The organism is Bacteroides sp. An269 (genome assembly GCF_002159755.1).
Classification (GTDB): Bacteria; Bacteroidota; Bacteroidia; order Bacteroidales; family Bacteroidaceae; genus Phocaeicola; species Phocaeicola intestinalis.
Genome location: NZ_NFJG01000010.1, coordinates 37,257 through 54,432, shown reverse-complemented (window position 1 = coordinate 54,432; position 17,176 = coordinate 37,257). Strand labels below are relative to the sequence as shown.

16 protein-coding genes and 1 pseudogene are annotated in these 17,176 nt (G+C 45.0%); 13 read left to right on the top strand and 4 right to left on the bottom strand.

The window, feature by feature from the left end:
- Positions 1-856 precede the first annotated feature (856 nt).
- The 8 genes from rlmN to B5F71_RS03935 are packed head-to-tail and all read left to right on the top strand — an operon-like array spanning position 857 to position 8,560.
- The gene (gene rlmN / locus B5F71_RS03970; RefSeq protein WP_087207832.1) at positions 857-1,927 is read left to right on the top strand and encodes a 23S rRNA (adenine(2503)-C(2))-methyltransferase RlmN; all 1,071 of its coding nucleotides are present in this window, start codon (positions 857-859) and stop codon (positions 1,925-1,927) included.
- Positions 1,928-1,936: 9 nt separating this feature from the next.
- Positions 1,937-3,031 carry a 4-hydroxythreonine-4-phosphate dehydrogenase PdxA gene (locus B5F71_RS03965; RefSeq protein WP_022039434.1) on the top strand — a complete coding sequence of 365 codons (1,095 nt, stop codon included), beginning with the start codon at positions 1,937-1,939 and terminating at the stop codon, positions 3,029-3,031.
- A 2-nt stretch (positions 3,032-3,033) separates the two neighbouring features.
- Positions 3,034-3,741, top strand: coding sequence for an NTP transferase domain-containing protein (locus tag B5F71_RS03960; protein WP_087207849.1), 708 nt, complete (start codon positions 3,034-3,036; stop codon positions 3,739-3,741).
- A 47-nt stretch (positions 3,742-3,788) separates the two neighbouring features.
- The gene (locus tag B5F71_RS03955) at positions 3,789-4,658 is read left to right on the top strand and encodes a hypothetical protein (RefSeq protein ID WP_022039436.1); all 870 of its coding nucleotides are present in this window, start codon (positions 3,789-3,791) and stop codon (positions 4,656-4,658) included.
- 3 nt (positions 4,659-4,661) lie between these two features.
- Positions 4,662-5,612, top strand: a complete 951-nt coding sequence (locus tag B5F71_RS03950) for a CDP-alcohol phosphatidyltransferase family protein (RefSeq protein ID WP_087207831.1) — start codon at positions 4,662-4,664, stop codon at positions 5,610-5,612.
- A complete protein-coding gene (locus tag B5F71_RS03945) occupies positions 5,609-6,613 on the top strand; it encodes a lysylphosphatidylglycerol synthase transmembrane domain-containing protein (RefSeq protein ID WP_087207829.1) in 1,005 nt (334 codons plus the stop codon). The genes B5F71_RS03950 and B5F71_RS03945 overlap by 4 nt, the downstream gene beginning before the upstream one ends.
- On the top strand, positions 6,606-7,331 hold the full coding sequence (locus tag B5F71_RS03940; RefSeq protein WP_087207826.1) for an HAD family hydrolase: 726 nt from the start codon (positions 6,606-6,608) through the stop codon (positions 7,329-7,331). Before B5F71_RS03945 ends, B5F71_RS03940 begins: the two co-directional genes overlap by 8 nt.
- An 11-nt stretch (positions 7,332-7,342) precedes the next feature.
- Positions 7,343-8,560: a sugar MFS transporter gene (locus B5F71_RS03935; RefSeq protein ID WP_022039440.1), complete on the top strand. Its 1,218-nt coding sequence runs from the start codon at positions 7,343-7,345 to the stop codon at positions 8,558-8,560.
- A gap of 208 nt (positions 8,561-8,768) precedes the next feature.
- Here B5F71_RS03935 and B5F71_RS03930 read toward each other — a convergent pair whose 3' ends face one another.
- Together B5F71_RS03930 and B5F71_RS03925 are read right to left on the bottom strand one after the other, a co-directional pair.
- A complete protein-coding gene (locus B5F71_RS03930; protein ID WP_022039441.1) occupies positions 8,769-9,062 on the bottom strand; it encodes a hypothetical protein in 294 nt (97 codons plus the stop codon).
- A 428-nt stretch (positions 9,063-9,490) separates the two neighbouring features.
- Positions 9,491-10,306 (bottom strand): annotated as a pseudogene (locus B5F71_RS03925) (sialate O-acetylesterase); the annotation flags it as partial.
- 146 nt (positions 10,307-10,452) lie between these two features.
- On the opposite strand from B5F71_RS03925, the gene B5F71_RS03920 reads away from it, so the two are divergent.
- The 5 genes from B5F71_RS03920 (at position 10,453) to B5F71_RS03900 (ending at position 15,371) form a co-directional block, all read left to right on the top strand.
- Positions 10,453-11,607 carry a serine hydrolase gene (locus B5F71_RS03920; protein WP_087207845.1) on the top strand — a complete coding sequence of 385 codons (1,155 nt, stop codon included), beginning with the start codon at positions 10,453-10,455 and terminating at the stop codon, positions 11,605-11,607.
- Positions 11,608-11,727: 120 nt separating this feature from the next.
- A complete protein-coding gene (locus B5F71_RS03915) occupies positions 11,728-12,498 on the top strand; it encodes a DUF1295 domain-containing protein (RefSeq protein WP_022039444.1) in 771 nt (256 codons plus the stop codon).
- A 96-nt stretch (positions 12,499-12,594) separates the two neighbouring features.
- Entirely contained in the window at positions 12,595-13,830 is a 1,236-nt protein-coding gene (locus tag B5F71_RS03910; protein ID WP_022039445.1) for an NADH:flavin oxidoreductase, read from the top strand.
- A complete protein-coding gene (locus B5F71_RS03905) occupies positions 13,827-14,678 on the top strand; it encodes an SDR family oxidoreductase (protein WP_022039446.1) in 852 nt (283 codons plus the stop codon). The genes B5F71_RS03910 and B5F71_RS03905 overlap by 4 nt, the downstream gene beginning before the upstream one ends.
- Before the next feature lie 66 nt (positions 14,679-14,744).
- Entirely contained in the window at positions 14,745-15,371 is a 627-nt protein-coding gene (locus B5F71_RS03900; protein ID WP_225226367.1) for an HD domain-containing protein, read from the top strand.
- A gap of 101 nt (positions 15,372-15,472) precedes the next feature.
- Here the strand turns inward: B5F71_RS03900 and ndk are convergent, their stop codons facing one another.
- The gene (ndk, locus tag B5F71_RS03895) at positions 15,473-15,940 is read right to left on the bottom strand and encodes a nucleoside-diphosphate kinase (RefSeq protein ID WP_087207822.1); all 468 of its coding nucleotides are present in this window, start codon (positions 15,938-15,940) and stop codon (positions 15,473-15,475) included.
- Positions 15,941-16,128: 188 nt separating this feature from the next.
- Positions 16,129-17,031, bottom strand: a complete 903-nt coding sequence (locus tag B5F71_RS03890) for a PfkB family carbohydrate kinase (RefSeq protein WP_022039449.1) — start codon at positions 17,029-17,031, stop codon at positions 16,129-16,131.
- Positions 17,032-17,176 lie beyond the last annotated feature (145 nt).

Below are 17,176 nucleotides of genomic sequence, written 5' to 3'. Positions count from 1 at the left end.
ATGCTTGTATTATCGTGACAATGACAAATGACAAATGACAATTAACAAAGTGATGTAACGCACCACGAAGAAGAAAAGAGAATTGTAAATTAAATTATATTATATATATATTATAATATATATATAATATAATTTATAATGTCGCTCACCTGCCATTAAGGCATTTTCTGGAAAAAGTTAATTGTCATTTGTCATTTGTCATTGTCATCATTATGCTTATATCTTGCATATATCACGCATCTATATGCAAATTCCGGTATATATAGCTTCGCGCGCCTGTGCAAATAGTTGCATTTCAGTGGTTTAAGTATAACTTGCCAAAAAAAATAATTGCCGATTGTCAAATTTCCATTGTCCATTGCCTAATATCCATTGCCAATTGAAAAATTTTTCGTATCTTTGTGGAGTGAATCCTCCCTCACTATTCCCCTCTCCATACCGACATACGTGCCGAGACGGTGTATGTTTGACAGAGGGGGTCTCTGCGCAAGATAACAACGACCTACCTTGAAAGCAGGTCGTCTCTGAGATAAGGTAGTTTCAAACCACCCTATCCCGCAGGATGACCTTACTTGAATTAAGGTCATGGGGAAGACGATATGAGTTGAAACCATACCGTGCGCAGGGGTGTCGTTTCAACCTATACCCCTCTTGCATCCATTTTGTGAAAATAAATTAGCACATTGCCTATTATTCATTGGCACATTAAAATATCTGGTGAGAAAATGTACAATTTCATACCGCGCTTATTTTTCTTCCGGAAGTCTTAATTTGTAGTGTGAATTTCTGTATTCTGCTTTTTTATTTCGCGTAATTCAGAGATTTTGCCTATTTTTGCAAACAAAACAAGTGTTGAATGAGTGAAAAGAAGATATCCCTTTTGGGAAAAACACTGGGCGAGCTGACCGAAATCGTGACAAGCTTGGGAATGCCCAAGTTTACAGGGAAGCAGGTGGCACGCTGGATGTACGGGAGGAAGGTGGCTTCGATAGATGAAATGACCGACCTGTCGCTCAAGAACCGTGAACGGCTGAAAGAGATGTACGAGGTGGGGGCTTCTGCTCCGGTGCATGAGATGCGTTCGGTGGACGGCACGGTGAAATATCTGTTCCGTACGCCCGATAACAACTATATCGAGTCTGTTTATATTCCTGATGGCGAACGCGCTACGTTATGTGTGTCTTCACAGGTGGGATGCAAAATGAACTGCAAGTTCTGCATGACGGGTAAACAAGGCTTTTCGGGCAATCTGACCACTGCGCAAATCTTGAATCAGATTTATTCTATCCCTGAGCGGGACACACTGACCAATGTGGTGTTTATGGGGATGGGTGAGCCTATGGATAATCTGGATGCTGTGTTGCGGTCGCTGGAGGTGCTGACCGCAGACTATGGTTATGCCTGGAGCCCGAAACGAATCACGGTTTCTACGGTAGGCCTGAGACGTGGAATGGAACGCTTCTTGAAAGAGAGCGATTGCCACCTGGCGGTAAGCATGCACTCGCCTTTCCCGGCACAACGTGGTGAACTGATGCCTGCCGAAAAGGCTTTTTCCATTCGTGAAATTGTCGACATGCTCCGGGGGTATGACTTCAGCAAACAACGGCGCCTGTCGTTCGAATACATCGTTTTCGGCGGTGTGAACGATAATTTGGCATATGCCAAAGAACTGGTGAAGTTGGTGCGGGGACTGGACTGCCGGGTCAACCTGATTCGTTTCCATGCGATTCCGGGGGTGGATTTGCAGGGAACCGATGCGGATACGATGCTGGCATTCCGCGATTATTTGACCCGTCATGGGGTATTTGCCACCATTCGTGCTTCGCGGGGAGAAGATATTTTTGCTGCTTGCGGTATGCTTTCTACAGCAGAGAAACAGGCGGAAAGACAACATGTACATAAAGACAAGACAAAAATCAATAAATAAGGAAATGATATGGAAGGACGTAAAATAAAGGTGGGTATCACCCACGGAGATATCAATGGGGTAGGTTATGAGGTGATTCTGAAAACCTTCTCCAATCCGGCGATGCTGGATTTGTGCACACCGGTTGTTTACGGTTCGCCCAAGGTGGCGGCTTATCACCGTAAAGCGATGGACTTGCCTGCCAATTTCAGTATCATAAGTTCGGCATCGGAAGCGCAAGACGGGCGTCTGAACATTGTCAGCTGTACTGATGAGGAATTGAAAGTGGAACTTTCGAAACCTACACCCGACGGAAGCCGTGCCGCACTCGATGCACTGGAAAGGGCTTCGGCTGAATATAGTGAAGGATTATTTGATGTGCTGGTGACGGCTCCTGCAAACCAGAATGCCGTACAGACGGAAGAGTATCCTTTCTCCGGCCATACTGCTTATTTGGAAGAACGCTTTGGCAAGGGTAGAAAAGCACTGAAAATCTTGCTGAAGGATGATTTCCGGATGGCACTGGTGACAGGGCGTATCCCATTGAAAGAGGTATCTCCCAGGCTGACAAAAGAAGAGGTGATGGAAAAAATAGAAGTGTTCCACCGTTCGCTGAAGCAAGATTTCGGTATTGATAATCCGCGTATCGCCGTGTTTGCGCTGAACCCGCAGGCACAAAGCAATGTGCTTGTCGGTCTGGAAGAAGAACAGGCAATTGTTCCCGCCGTGGAAGCCATGACCAAACGGGGTATCTTATGCTACGGACCCTATGCCGCTGATACGTTTATGGGGTTGGGGTATTACCGGCACTTCGATGGGGTGTTGGCAATGTATTACGACCAGGGCGTGCTTCCTTTTATGACACTTGCCATGAATGAAGGAGTTTGCTATACCGCCGGCCTTTCCATTGTCCGCACGGCTCCGGTACACGATGCTGCATACGACCTGGCGGGGAAAGGTGTGGCTTCCGAGGATTCTTTCAGGCAAGCCATTTATGTGGCACTTGATGTGTTCCGCCGCCGGCAGATTGAAGAAGAAATCAATGCCCGCCCGTTGCGCAAGCAATATTACGAGAAACGTGACGATAGCGATAAGCTGAAACTGGACACGGTAGAGGACGAATGAATATGAAGTTTGCAATTATAGCGGCTGGAGAGGGGACCCGATTGTCACAAGAAGGTGTCCGGTTGCCCAAACCTTTGGTACAGCTGAATGGGAGAGCGATGATAGATCGCCTGATACATATATTTATGCAGAACGGTGCCGAAGAGGTAGTGGTCGTCATTAACAATGAATCACCTTTGACAAAGGCGCATTTGACAGAACTGGAAAAGCATTCAGACATTCCGTTGAGGGTGGTCGTCAAGACCACTCCCAGCTCGATGCATAGTTTCCACGAGTTGAGTCCTTATCTGAAAGAAGACCGTTTTTGCCTGACCACCGTAGATACTGTTTTCCGGGAAGATGAGTTTTCCCGCTTCATCGAAGCTTTCAAAGTTTCGGATAAAGATGGGCTGATGGCGGTTACGGATTATGTTGATGATGAGAAGCCGCTATATATCGGTACCGATACCGATTTGAACATTACCGGTTTTTATGACATGCCCATGCCTGGTATGAAATACATTTCAGGAGGCATTTACTGCCTGACTCCCCAAGCCATCGGCACTTTGGAGCATTGCATTTGTTCAGGTATGTCGCGTATGCGTAATTTTCAGCGGCAGTTGGTGAGCGACGGATTACGCTTGGAAGCATATCCGTTTTCGAAAATTCTGGACGTAGACCATGCTGCAGATATCCCAAAGGCAGAAGCATTTTTGAATGAAGTACATTGATGGGAGCTGTATATACTCCCAAAAATAAAGAGAGAAGCGCATAAGTCATGCAACACGAGGAGAGAAGAATCCAGCTTATTGGAGTGAGTCGTGGAAACCAGTTTTCACCCAATCATATCAATAATGATGCGGCTATTTTGATGAAGACAGCTGAAAAGCTGGGGAAAAAAGGCTGTGAGGTGAAACTGTTTTCAGAAACAGAGTTCGTACAACGGCGTATTCAGGCAGAATTCATTTTCAATATGGCACGCGACCATGCCACCATTCCATATTTGAAAGAACTGGAAAAGACAGGTAGTCTGGTTATTAATTCAGGACAGGGAATCGAGAATTGCATTCGCCAGCCGATGACCGAGATTTTAATGCATTACGGCATTCCACATCCCAAAAGTTATATCATTCCTACTGATCAGGGATTTACGCTTGATTTGTTCCCCTGTTGGATTAAACGGGGTGATTCACATGCTATGGTGAAAGAAGACGTGGTCTATGTAGAATGTAGGGAGGAGGCAAATATTGTTCTTGCTGATTTCCGGAACCGTGGGATACCGAGGGCAGTAGTCAACGAACATCTGGTAGGAGACTTGGTGAAGTTTTACGGGGTGAAGAATACCGATTTTTTCTATTCGTTTTATCCTACCGAACAATCGCATAGCAAATATGGACTGGAAGCCATTAATGGGAAGGCACGCGGTTTCCCGTTTTGTCTGGACAAACTGAAAAATTATGCCAACCGGGCGGCAGAGGTGCTCCAGGTACCTGTTTATGGAGGCGATTGTGTAGTAGGTCCGACGGGCGAAATCCGTATCATTGATTTCAATGACTGGCCAAGCTTTGCACCTTGTTGTGAGGAGGCGTCAACAGAAATAGCCGGTTATATTTACAATTGTATCATTGCCAAACAGAACAGCCATTAAGAGATGAGTACAGAAAAGAAAGGATTGAAAGCCTCTTTCAAGTCAATGGATACGGAAGAGTTTCTGGATATATATTTTAACCGTCCGATAGGTTATGCCTGGGCGTTGTTTTTCAGGCATTTCGATGTACACCCTAATGTAGTGACTATTTTGTCGATTCTGTTGGGCATAGGGGCAGGAATCATGTTTTATTATCCGGACTTGAAACATACGCTTGCCGGCATAATCTTGCTCATGTGGGCAAACCATTATGATAGCTGCGACGGGCAATTGGCACGTATGACTGGTAAAAAGACGCGTTGGGGACGCATGTTGGACGGATTTGCAGGCGACCTTTGGTTTATAGCCATTTATTTCACTATTTGTTTGCGTCTTACCTGCCAACCTTTGCCGTTAGGCATAGGCAGTAGTGAAGGAATGGTATGGGGAGCAGGCATTTGGATAATAGCCGCCTTGTCGGGGACACTCTGTCATAGCCGGCAATGTGCATTGGCAGATTATTACCGTAATATCCATTTGTTTTTCCTGAAAGGGAAAGCAGGAAGCGAACTGGATAACTTCAAACAACAGCGGGATTTGTTTTATAGCCTTCTCTGGAAAGGAAATTTCTGGTGGAAAGCTTTTCTGTATTTTTATGGCAATTATACCCGGAAACAAGAACGCATGACCCCGAATTTCCAACGTTTTTATGCCTTTATACAGCAGAAATATGGTGACGATATTCCCGGTACATTGCGCAACGAATTCCGCTCTTTAAGTCTGCCACTGATGAAATATGCCAATATCCTCACGTTCAACACACGTGCCATAGTGCTTTATGTATCGTTGCTTATGGGTGAACCGTGGGTATATTTTATATTTGAAATGACAGTTATGACTATCCTTTTTATCTATATGCGCCATCGCCACGAGGCTTTGAGTGCCTATCTGTATCATAAATACGCTCGACAATGAAAGAAAAAGCCCGTAACATATTTTGGTTTTTCGGTATCTTTGCCATTGTGGTGATGCTCTGCACATTTGATATGGACTACAATGAGTTGTGGAAAAATCTGCGTAGGGCAGGGATATGGCTTCCTGCTGTCATTTTCCTGTGGGTGTTTATCTATTACCTGAATGCATGGGCATGGTATGTGATTATCTGCGACGGGAAGAGTGGAAAAGTTCCTTTCAGACAAGTCTATAAACTGACTATCTCCGGTTTTGCCTTGAATTACGCAACACCGGTAGGGCTGATGGGAGGGGAGCCTTACCGTATCATGGAACTTAGCTCGTATGTGGGGGGAAGCAAAGCTACTTCTTCCGTAATATTATATGCCATGATGCATATCTTTTCGCATTTCTGGTTTTGGCTTGTATCGGCTGTGCTTTATGTGCTTTTTGAACCGATGAACTGGGGGGTAGGTATTCTGCTGGCTGTGGTTGTAGCGTTCTGTTCTCTGGCGATTTATTTCTTTATGAAAGGTTACCGGAACGGGATGGCGGTACGTGCACTGAACTGGTTATCGCACGTGCCTTTTGTAAAGAAGTGGGCAAAGCGGTTCTGCGTGGAAAAGAAAGATACGCTGGAACGGATAGATGCACAAATAGCAGAATTGCACAAACAGCGGAAAAGTACGTTCTATATTTCGTTGGGACTGGAGTTCTCGGCACGGATTGTGGGCTGCCTGGAAGTCTATTTCATTCTAAACATTCTGACTGCTGATGTCAGTTTCTTGGCTTGTATTTTGATTATGGCATTCACTTCGCTTTTTGCCAATTTATTTTTCTTCTCGCCCATGCAGCTGGGAGCTCGCGAAGGAGGATTTGTCCTGGCAACCGGAGGACTTGCCATTCCAGCTGCATTCGGTATCTATACCGGACTGATAGCTCGGGTGCGGGAGTTGTTTTGGATTATGATAGGAGTGTTGCTGATGAAGGTTGGCAACTGTAAAAATGAAAAGAAAAATGAGTGAAAAATTAATTGATATACAGGGTATCATCTTCGATTACGGAGGGACTATTGATACCAATGGCCGTCATTGGGCAGAAGTTTTATGGGAAAAGTATAAGACTTTTGACGTACCAGTCAGCAAACCGGAATTCCGTGAGGCATATGTATATGGTGAACGGACACTGGCACACAAACAATTGATAAAACCGGAATACGGCTTTCATGAAGTGCTTTCGGTCAAAACCCGTATTCAAGTGGATTATTTGATTGATAAAGGGGTCTTGTCGCGTACGAAAGCCGATAAATACGACTATGCAACACGTATAGCCGACAGTTGCTATAGGTATGTATGGGACGTATTACAGCGGACCCGTCCGGTTTTACAAACTCTGTCAAAACGGTATAAGCTGGTTTTGGTTTCCAATTTCTACGGAAACATTCAGGCGGTTTTGAAAGATTTCGGTCTGTCCGAAAGCTTTTCGGCCATTATAGAGTCATCGGTGGTAGGGGTACGCAAGCCCGATCCAGCCATCTACCAGTTAGGAATAGACGCTATGGGATTTCCGGCAGATAGGGTTTTGGCAGTAGGTGATTCGTATCCGAAAGATGTTGTCCCAGCCAAGCATATAGGATGCCGGGTGGCGTGGTTGAAAGGAGAAAGTTGGGACGAAGATGCAAACGAATCATTACCCGACCTGATTATAACTGATTTACCCGAATTATTAACTTATTTATTATAATAAAGATATCCATGGATAAACAACGGACTGTATTGGTCGACAAGCAGTATTTCCTGCCTTTCGTCCTGTTGACTTCACTTTTTTTCTTGTGGGGATTTGCCCACGCCATATTGGACGTATTAAACAAACATTTCCAGGAGATGCTGGACATTTCGAAGACTCATTCGGCATTGATTCAGGCAATGATGTATATGGGATATTTCGTAATGGCTATCCCGGCCGGATTATTCATCAACCGGTTCGGATACCGGAGCGGGGTAGTATTCGGCTTGCTGCTTTATGGCATAGGGTCATTGTTGTTCATTCCCGGACAATATTTTGTTTCGTTCAATGCTTTTCTCTTCGCTTTGTTCGTTATCGGTTGCGGACTGACTTTCCTGGAAACGGCAGCCAATCCTTATGTCACCGAACTGGGTGCAAAAGAAACGGCGGCGAGCCGTTTGAACTTTGCTCAGTCGTTCAACGGACTGGGGTGTATCTGTGCACCGTTGTTGGTGGGTTGGTTCCTTTTTTCCGAAACCAAAGAACATCCCAACAGCGTAGCTTTTCCTTATGCTTGCATGGGGATATTGGTGCTTTTTGTGGCAAGTATATTCTTGCGGGTAAAACTTCCCGAAATCAGGCATGAGGCAGAGGTGGACAAAGAAGGACATCGGGTGGGGCTATGGTCGCACCGGCTGTTTATCTTCGGGTTGATAGCCTTGTTCGCTTATGAGGTGGCGGAAATCTCCATCAATAGTTTCTTTATCAATTACGTGGTAGAACAGCGGTGGATGGACGCCCGTTATGCTTCGCTGGTTCTTTCTTTCGGCGGGCTGGGACTGTTTATGTTGGGGCGTTTCTCCGGAAGCTGGATTATGCAGCGTGTCAGTGCCGAACGGATGTTGTTCTGGTGTGCTACGGGTACGGTACTGACCACCACGGTGGTATTGTTCGACCTTGGTATCGTTTCTCTCATCGCCCTGCTGTGTGGGTATGCGTTCGAGGCGATTATGTTCCCCACTATCTTTGCTCTTTCACTGAAAGGGCTGGGCATCCATACCAAGCGTGCCTCTTCTTTCCTGATGATGTCGCCTGTGGGAGGTGTGGTAGGTCCGTTGCTGATGGGAGTGGTGGCAGACCATACCGACTCCATGGTTTGGGCGTTCGTAGTGCCTTGGGTGGCATATGTCGTGGTGTGGTTTTATGCACGGAAAATGCTTTCACAGCGTATCACCCTCTCTAAGTAAAGATATATTCAGCAACTCCGTGATAGGGGAATGGCTATGTGAAAAAGCATGTTCTCGATGAGGGGCTGTATTGGGGACTCATAAAAAAGGCGTGAGGCCTGTCTGTAGTTCATTCAAACTGAGGCATCGCCAAACGCCTGTCCTAAAATGAACATACAGACAATGCTGTCACGCCGTTTTTTTAGTATACTCTTCCACTGCGTAGACATCATTTGAGGAGCAAAGGCAAGTCGGTTATGAAGATGGCAGACAAATAGGTGAGGGCATAAAATAAGCATACGATGATGAAACACCAGCGTGCCACGGGGTAAAGCGGATGGGGGTTTTGACCGGCTTTGGGCCGCATGCGGCTGATAAGTGCAAGTACACTGGTGATGAACAGTAGCAGGTGGATGAGGCGGTAACTCAGGTCGCCCGTCCATACGGTATTGGTTTTTGCCAGATTGACGATGCCAATGACATATATCGCTGCAAAGATAAAAAGTTTGATAACTGTCTGCATAATTCTTGTTTTAGGGGTTTGTAAAAAAATCGTGCCAAGATATAAATAAAATCATTACCCCGCAAGCCGGACAAGATATTTTATGGCTCGCGGGGGATATTTATATCTGCATCGCTATTTTCAGATAGTTGCAACGATATATAAGTTGTTTCGTGTAAGATTATTAATCTTGCATGGAAAGGACATTATCTTCTTATCAAGGCGGTTGTACAATTTGTCTTTTGAAAGATAAGAGCTTGATAGAATATGAGAAGAAACTGTTTTGAATTTCTCCCAAAGCACACACGAAAACGGATACATCAAGCCAAGAAAAACTTTTTGGAGAAATTCAAAACAGCTTCTTAGTCTTCTTTGCGGATTAGTTTTTGTTGATTGGCATCCGGATAGGCAAAATCAAGCAAGTTTTTATCATCAGACTTGTCTATGCCCAATAGCTTCAGCATTTGGATGGCATAGCGTGTACCAAGCATCCGGTAGCCTTGTGCCGTGAAATGCAAACTATCCTTGGCGGCAGGACAACCTGCCGACGGGATGATATGTGCAGTAGGAATGGTGCGGGGCAAAGTGTCGATAATGGCATTCATCGAGGCACATTTCCCGTTTTGGTCAGCATTGACCACTTCACCAGCAAGCAAGGGAACGTTTTTCGCTTTCAGGTGAAGGTCGGAAAGCAGGTTTTCGTAAACCAGCTTTACTTTGTCTGGCCAATCGGGGTCGCCCGTGTTCGATTCTCCTTGATGCAGCAATATGCCTTTGATGACTCCGTCTTTTTGTGCCAGACGTGCCATTTCCACTAAACGCGCGTAAGGGTTGCCATCATATTCTTTTACCATGTTTTTTAACCATTCGGGTGATGAATCTACATACGATTGGTAGTTATCCTTGTCGAACAATTCGATACGACAGCCTCCGATGGCCACATGTACAATACCTATACGTATTTTTTCGGGCAGATTGTTTACTAATGTCCGACCAAAGTAATCGGCAGGAGTCAGTCCCGTATGGCATCGGCACAAAGGGGGTACGGCACGATACCAATGTCCTTTTACTCTGTTCAGTTCAGGGCAATCGACAGCAGACATCAGCAGGAAACGGTTGCTGATATTGCAAGTGTCCTGGGGCTCAAACTTAGCATTACCTTCCATATTCGACTGTCCCAGGCAGAGATAAATGTGGAAATCTTTGTCGCGTGCGGAAGCAGAAATGGCTATCAGCAACACGCTCAAAAATAAAAGCTTTTTCATCATACAATAAATAATTAAATTGTTTGTAAATACTTATACTAACCAAGGCAAAGTTATAAGTTTTTTTGGAATATATGTCTTATCGCTTACATCTTTCAAAGAAAATGTTTATCTTTCTTGCCAGAAAATTTATCGAAAGAATCCATATGACCAAGCAAAAGAAAACCATTTGCATCAGTGCCGGCATTGTTTTGGTGCTGGTCATTTCTTATTTGTCGTTGCCTTACTATGCCCGTCAGGCTCTTATTCATCTGATGCCTGTTATTGATGACTTGGAGACTTTTCACCGTCATGTCGTGCATCACGATGCAGACAGCGTATGGTTATGGCCTCAAGCAGAAGCGTATAATCAGCATCAGCTTTCGGAAAAGGATGCAGCTTATCTTGATAGTTTGCATACAGTATCCTTTCTTGTCGTCCGTCGGGACAGTATCCTTTTTGAGGATTATCGCGACGGATGGAATGACACTCTGACTTCCAATCTTTATTCGGCAACCAAAACCATCGTGGGCTTGTTGGTAGGAATAGCATTCGATGAAGGGAAAATACATAGTCTTGATGACAAGGTTTCGGACTATATACCTATATATAATAAAGGTATGCAAGCGGATGTTACGCTACGTGATTTGCTTACAATGAGTGGGGGGATGGCATGGGACGAATCATACGCTTCGCTGTTTTCGGTTACTACCCACGGTTATTATGGAAATGATTTGTACGAACTGGTTACCGGGTTGGAGGTAAAAGACCGGCCTGGTATACAATTCTCATACCGCAGCGGTGAGACGCAGCTTTTGGCGTTCGTGCTTGAAGCTGCAACGGGAGAAACGTTGAGCCGGTATGCTGAGGAAAAGTTGTGGAAGCCGATGCAAGCGGAAAAAGATGCTTATTGGTTGTTGGATAAACGTGACGGTGATGAAAAAGCATTCTGTTGTTTTCATACGACGGCACGCGATGCGGCGCGTCTCGGAAGCCTGTTGCTTCAGCAAGGTAAATGGCGTGGAAAACAGCTCGTGTCGCAAAGATATATGGACGAGATGCTGCGTCCTGCTTCTTACCTGAAAGACCAGTGGGGAAGAGATTCGCTCAGTTATTATGGCTTGCAGTTATGGTTGATACCCTATCGGGGCGAAACCATTCCTTGTATGCGGGGCATGCTGGGACAATATGTTTATGCGATACCTTCAGAAAATGCGGTAGTGGTTCGTTTGGGACGTAAACGTTGTGATGTGTACGATGGACCTTTTACGACTGATATGACACGATATCTTGACATTGCAATGCACATACTTCATCCTTGATAAGAATGTCAGATTTAATGAAAAACTTGTTTGTTTATCTGCTTTTGTAGGTTTTCTTACCTTTCTGTGTTTTATTTCACGGTTTTGACGTATCTTTACCTCGTTTTAATGATATAGTCTATGGATCAGGAAATTTTTCATCTTTTTCTGGCAGTCATGTCGGGCATTGCTTTTCTGGTATTTGTTGCCCTCTATTTTGTAAAGGCAGGATACGGAATGTTTCGCACTCCATCGTGGGGATTGTCACTGGACAATAAAATAGCGTGGATGCTGATGGAGGCACCTGTATTTGTGGTGATGTTTGTTTTGTGGATACGGAGCGGGGTAGGATTTGCATTGCCTCAGTTCTTGTTTTTTGCGTTGTTTCAGTTGCATTATTTGCAGCGTTCGTTTATCTTCCCTTTTCTGATGACAGGGAAAAGCCGTATGCCAGTAGCCATTATGGCAATGGGCATCGTATTTAATGTACTGAACGGGATGATGCAGGGAGGAGGATTGTTTTGGTTCAATGACAGTGTGCCTGTCGGCATTGGAGCCGGTTACTTGTTACAGCCGAATGCCCTGTTGGGGATAATCCTGTTCTTGGTGGGGATGGGAATTAACTTGCATTCCGATCATGTTATCCGTCATTTGCGTAAGCCGGGAGATACCCGGCATTATCTTCCGCAGAAAGGGATGTATAAGTATGTCACTTCTGCCAATTATTTCGGTGAACTGGTGGAGTGGACGGGATTTGCCGTGCTTACCGCTTCTCCAGCAGCTTGGGTGTTTGTGTGGTGGACAGCCGCCAATCTGATACCTCGTGCCAATGCTATTTATCATAAATATCGTGAAACGTTCGGTGTCGAAGCCGTAGGAAATAGAAAACGGATTATACCTTTTATATATTAGTTTTTCGGTTGACACTCAGATGCCTTGGTATATGTCATCAAGACTATCCGATAGTCTGTTAACTGATATTTTGTCAACAAAAACAAAAGAAGTAGTATGAAAGACTCTAAGTTGTTTACTCCGGTCACGATAGGACCGCTTACGTTGCGCAATCGTACTATTCGCTCAGCCGCATTCGAAAGCATGTGTCCGGGAAATAAGCCCTCGCAGATGTTGCTCGATTATCATCGGTCAGTAGCAGCCGGAGGGGTAGGTATGACAACAGTGGCATATGCCGCTGTTACCCGAAGCGGTTTGTCGTTTGACCGTCAGTTATGGATGCGCCCTGAAATAGTACCGGGCTTGCGTGAACTGACCAATGCCGTGCATAAAGAAGGTGCTGCTGCAAGTATTCAGTTGGGACATTGTGGTAATATGTCTCACAAGAGCATTTGCGGTTGTTTGCCAGTAGGGGCAAGCAGTGGATTTAATCTTTATTCGCCCACTTTCGTACGTGGGCTTCGTGCTGACGAATTGCCTGAAATGGCACGTGCTTATGGGCATGCGGTCAATCTTGCACGTGAGGCAGGTTTCGATGCGGTAGAGGTCCATGCCGGTCACGGTTATCTTATCAGTCAGTTTCTTTCGCCTTCCACCAATCACCGCAAGGATATTTACGGAGGTTCGCTTGAGAACCGGATGCGGTTTATGGATATGGTGATGGATGAAGTGATGAAGGCTGCAGGTAACGATATGGCTGTGTTGGTAAAGATGAATATGCGTGATGGTTTCAAGGGAGGTATGGAGCTGAACGAGACTATTCAGGTGGCAAAACGGCTGGAACATTCGGGTGCCCATGCGCTGGTGCTGAGCGGAGGTTTTGTCAGCAAGGCGCCGATGTATGTGATGCGGGGTGAAATGCCTATCCGCAGCATGACACATTACATGACTTGCTGGTGGCTGAAGTATGGCGTACGGCTGGTAGGTAAATGGATGATTCCCAGTGTACCTTTTAAGGAAGCCTATTTCTTGGAAGACGCATTGAAGTTCCGCGAGGCAGTTCGGATGCCATTGGTCTATGTAGGTGGACTGGTGTCACGGGAAAAAATAGATGAAGTACTTGATTATGGGTTCGAGGCAGTGCAAATGGGACGTGCCTTGCTGAATGAGCCGGGATTTGTAAACCGGATGCGGGACGAAGAACAGGCACGCTGCAATTGCCGTCACAGCAATTATTGCATAGCCCGGATGTATTCCATAGAAATGGCATGTCACCAACATTTGCATGAAGCATTGCCTCCGTGTTTGAAAAAAGAGATAGAACAGATAGAAGAAAGGCAGGCTGTAAAATGAAAGCAAGGAAACTGGCAGTGATTACAGGTGCCGACGGTGGAATGGGACAGGAAATAACCCGTGCCGTGGCAATGGCGGGATATCGTGTTATCATGGCATGCCTGCGGGTGGAGAAAGGAGAAGAGGTGCGTGAGGCATTGTTGCGTGAGCGTGGTGATTTGCAGGTAGAGGTACGTAGCATCGACCTGGCATCGTTTGTTTCGGTATCAGTGTTTGCAGATACTTTGGTCGCAGAAGGCGGGCAAGTCAGCTTGCTGATGAATAATGCCGGTACAATGGAAACCGCTTTTCATTGTACGGAAGATGGTTATGAACGTACGGTCCAGGTGAACTATATGGGGCACTATTTGCTGACTCGTAAGTTATTGCCATTGATGGGAGAAGGTAGTCGTATAGTCAATATGGTGTCGTGTACGTATGCCATCGGTAAATTGGATTTTCCAGATTTCTTCTACCGGGGAAGGAAAGGAGCTTTTTGGCGTATCCCGGTGTATAGTAATACCAAGCTGGCATTGATGCTTTTCACTATAGACTTGGCAGAGCGTGTGCGTGACAAAGGAATCGTGGTCAATGCAGCCGACCCGGGTATTGTCTCTACTGATATTATTACGATGCATGCATGGTTCGATCCGTTAACTGACATTTTTTTCCGTCCCTTTATCCGCACTCCACTGCAAGGTGCGTCTACTGCCATTCATTTGTTGTTGGATGAAGAAGCAGGCAAGCGGACAGGTACATTGAATGTGAGTGGGCATGCCAAGCCGTTATCAGATAAATATGTCAGACATCCGCAGATGCAAGAATTGTGGAACCGGACGGAGCAAATTGTGAACCGCTGGTTATTTTAAATTGAAGTATAAAAAGGTTTGGTGCATGAGCAGTGCATGAGACCTGTGAATGGAAAAAGCAGAAAAATGGATAGTAAGAAAAATAAGGAAGAATTTGTTGAGTTGTTGCGTTCTACGGGACGTGATGGAGTAGAGGACGTAATAACAGGGCTTGAAGAGTTGGGGTTTTTTACAGCTCCTGCCTCTGCAGGGCATCATCTCAACACTGAAGGTGGTTTGGTACTTCATTCCATCAATACGTGTAAGGCTGCTTTGGCAATATGGGAAGGGATGAAGGTTCTTGAACCGAGTTTGGAAAATGAAGTGGGAAGAGACAATGTGATTATTGCCAGCTTGCTGCACGATGTGTGCAAGAGTGACATTTATGTGCGCAGTGTGAAGAAACGCAAGAATGCGTTGGGCGTGTGGGAAGATACTGAAGGTTACAAGGTGACTTATAAAGGTTTTCCGATGGGACACGGCGAAAAATCAGTGATTCTTCTGCTTTGTAACGGACTGGAAATGAGTGATGATGAAATGCTGGCAATCCGTTGGCATATGGGGGCTTTCGGGTTGAACTTGAACAGTTATGAAGAATTGCGTAATTATGATACAGCACGTATGCTTTACCCGTTGGTAGCCATTGTGCAGGCAGCAGATAGTTTAGCCGCGAGTATTATGGAGCGTACGGGCAGCGATTTGGATGAGCTTTAAAATATAAAACGCGTAGAATCTCTCTGACTATATACACAGAGGTGCAGGGCTTTTTAATGGTTTCCTGCACCCCTGTATATACAAGTTTGACTTTCAGCTTGTTATTCTTCTCCTTCGTAATTTAGATAAGATTGTATAGGAAGGCTATAGTCGAAGATTTCTTCAGGTCTGAAGAAGCGGTTCAGCTCTACGATAGCATTCTCCGGAGAATCAGAAGTATGCACGATGTTTTCTTGTGCACTTACGCTGTAATCGCCTCGAATCGTACCGGGGGTAGCTTTACGGCCGTTGGTAGCACCTGTCATAGAGCGTACCACCTGCACTGCATCCACTCCTTCGTAGCAGCAAGCTATGACCGGCGATGCCATCATCGATTGCTTGATGCGTCCGAAGAAAGGTTTGTCTGCCAAATGGGCGTAGTGTTCGTTCAGTAAATCATCGGTGAGCTGCATCATTTTCATACCTGCAAGCCGTAGGCCTTTGCGTTCGAAACGTGTAGTAATTTCTCCGATTAACCCACGCTGTACGGCGCTGGGTTTTAAAATGACCAATGTTTTTTCTAGACTCATAGTGATAATTTTTAGGTTATTACAAATTATCACAAAGATATTAATTATCAGGGAAAAAGCAAAAGAGAGGGGATAGAAAATGTAAATTTTATCATAAAAAAGCGGTAAAAAAGCGGAACCGGCTTTATGGGTCCCGCTCTGTTTGTATTTATGTGACTGTCTGTGCCGGATGTATATAAGCGGTTTGTTCAGCACGATAAAATTTCGGGGATTAGATGGCTTGTACATACAATATCGGCTGCTGCCTGTTCTGTGCCACAGAACGGACCTGATTTTTCGAGCTTGATGGTAGACAATGCTGCGGCAAATGTTCCAGCCTCTGCATAAGATGCTCCTTTATTACGCATATAAAGGTAACCTAACATATAAGTATCGCCGCATCCTGTAGCATCCACCACTTCTTTGGGCGGGTAGGCAGGAATACGGAATAATGTATTCTCGGCGTATATCAATGAACCTTCACTGCCTAGAGTCAATAACACTTCTTTTACTCCCCATTCATGTAAAAGACGAATAGCCTCGCCATAATCAGAAGAACCGGTAAGTACGGCTGCTTCGTGTTCATTCACTTTCAGAATGTCTATATACTTTAAGGCTTCTTTCTTTTCGCTCCAATCCACCGGATAAACGTTTTCTCCTCGCACTTCACGCAAATATCCTTGTGCATCTACTGAAAGCACTCCTTTCTGAGAGAGAAATTTGATTACATCCAAAGGAAAGTCATCAGACAGCAGACTGCCCAGGTGGAAGAAACGTGCTTCAAGATGTTGTAATTTCTCTACAGTAAAAGGGTCTGCTTTAGCCAATACACGCTGGGTACGATTATTTTGGTTCTCTCCGTATTTGTTTTCAAAATATACAGTATGTTGGCTGGGGATGATTTCCACGTCAATGCCTTTATCACGTAATTCGTTAGCTGATTTATATTCACTGGGTGCCAAAGAGGTTACCAGTTTATAGTGTTTGTAATCGTTTAAATGATAGATTCCGTGTGAAAAATAATACGAAGTGCCTCCAGGCATGTAAATTGTCTGTCTGGGAGTGACTATTTTATCCAGTGTTATATGTCCTATGCAGCAAATGTCATTCATGTTACGTTACTGTTATTCAAGTTAAAAAACGGTGGCAAAGATAGTGCTTTTTTGTGAATTAAAGAGATTTTCCGGCAGCTTTCCTATGAAAGATTATCATTTCTATGGTTGTTTTTATAGGAATAATGTTCTATTTTTGCCGAAT

Coding starts and splice junctions, on each gene's coding strand:
- B5F71_RS03905 (WP_022039446.1), top strand. CDS start 13,827: ATGAAAGCAAGGAAACTGGCAGTGATTACAGGTGCCGACGGTGGAATG.
- B5F71_RS03920 (WP_087207845.1), top strand. CDS start 10,453: ATGACCAAGCAAAAGAAAACCATTTGCATCAGTGCCGGCATTGTTTTG.
- B5F71_RS03945 (WP_087207829.1), top strand. CDS start 5,609: ATGAAAGAAAAAGCCCGTAACATATTTTGGTTTTTCGGTATCTTTGCC.
- B5F71_RS03930 (WP_022039441.1), bottom strand. CDS start 9,062: ATGCAGACAGTTATCAAACTTTTTATCTTTGCAGCGATATATGTCATT.
- B5F71_RS03955 (WP_022039436.1), top strand. CDS start 3,789: ATGCAACACGAGGAGAGAAGAATCCAGCTTATTGGAGTGAGTCGTGGA.
- B5F71_RS03940 (WP_087207826.1), top strand. CDS start 6,606: ATGAGTGAAAAATTAATTGATATACAGGGTATCATCTTCGATTACGGA.
- B5F71_RS03950 (WP_087207831.1), top strand. CDS start 4,662: ATGAGTACAGAAAAGAAAGGATTGAAAGCCTCTTTCAAGTCAATGGAT.
- ndk (WP_087207822.1), bottom strand. CDS start 15,940: ATGAGTCTAGAAAAAACATTGGTCATTTTAAAACCCAGCGCCGTACAG.
- B5F71_RS03915 (WP_022039444.1), top strand. CDS start 11,728: ATGGATCAGGAAATTTTTCATCTTTTTCTGGCAGTCATGTCGGGCATT.
- B5F71_RS03910 (WP_022039445.1), top strand. CDS start 12,595: ATGAAAGACTCTAAGTTGTTTACTCCGGTCACGATAGGACCGCTTACG.
- B5F71_RS03890 (WP_022039449.1), bottom strand. CDS start 17,031: ATGAATGACATTTGCTGCATAGGACATATAACACTGGATAAAATAGTC.
- B5F71_RS03935 (WP_022039440.1), top strand. CDS start 7,343: ATGGATAAACAACGGACTGTATTGGTCGACAAGCAGTATTTCCTGCCT.
- B5F71_RS03960 (WP_087207849.1), top strand. CDS start 3,034: ATGAAGTTTGCAATTATAGCGGCTGGAGAGGGGACCCGATTGTCACAA.
- rlmN (WP_087207832.1), top strand. CDS start 857: ATGAGTGAAAAGAAGATATCCCTTTTGGGAAAAACACTGGGCGAGCTG.
- B5F71_RS03900 (WP_225226367.1), top strand. CDS start 14,745: ATGGATAGTAAGAAAAATAAGGAAGAATTTGTTGAGTTGTTGCGTTCT.
- B5F71_RS03965 (WP_022039434.1), top strand. CDS start 1,937: ATGGAAGGACGTAAAATAAAGGTGGGTATCACCCACGGAGATATCAAT.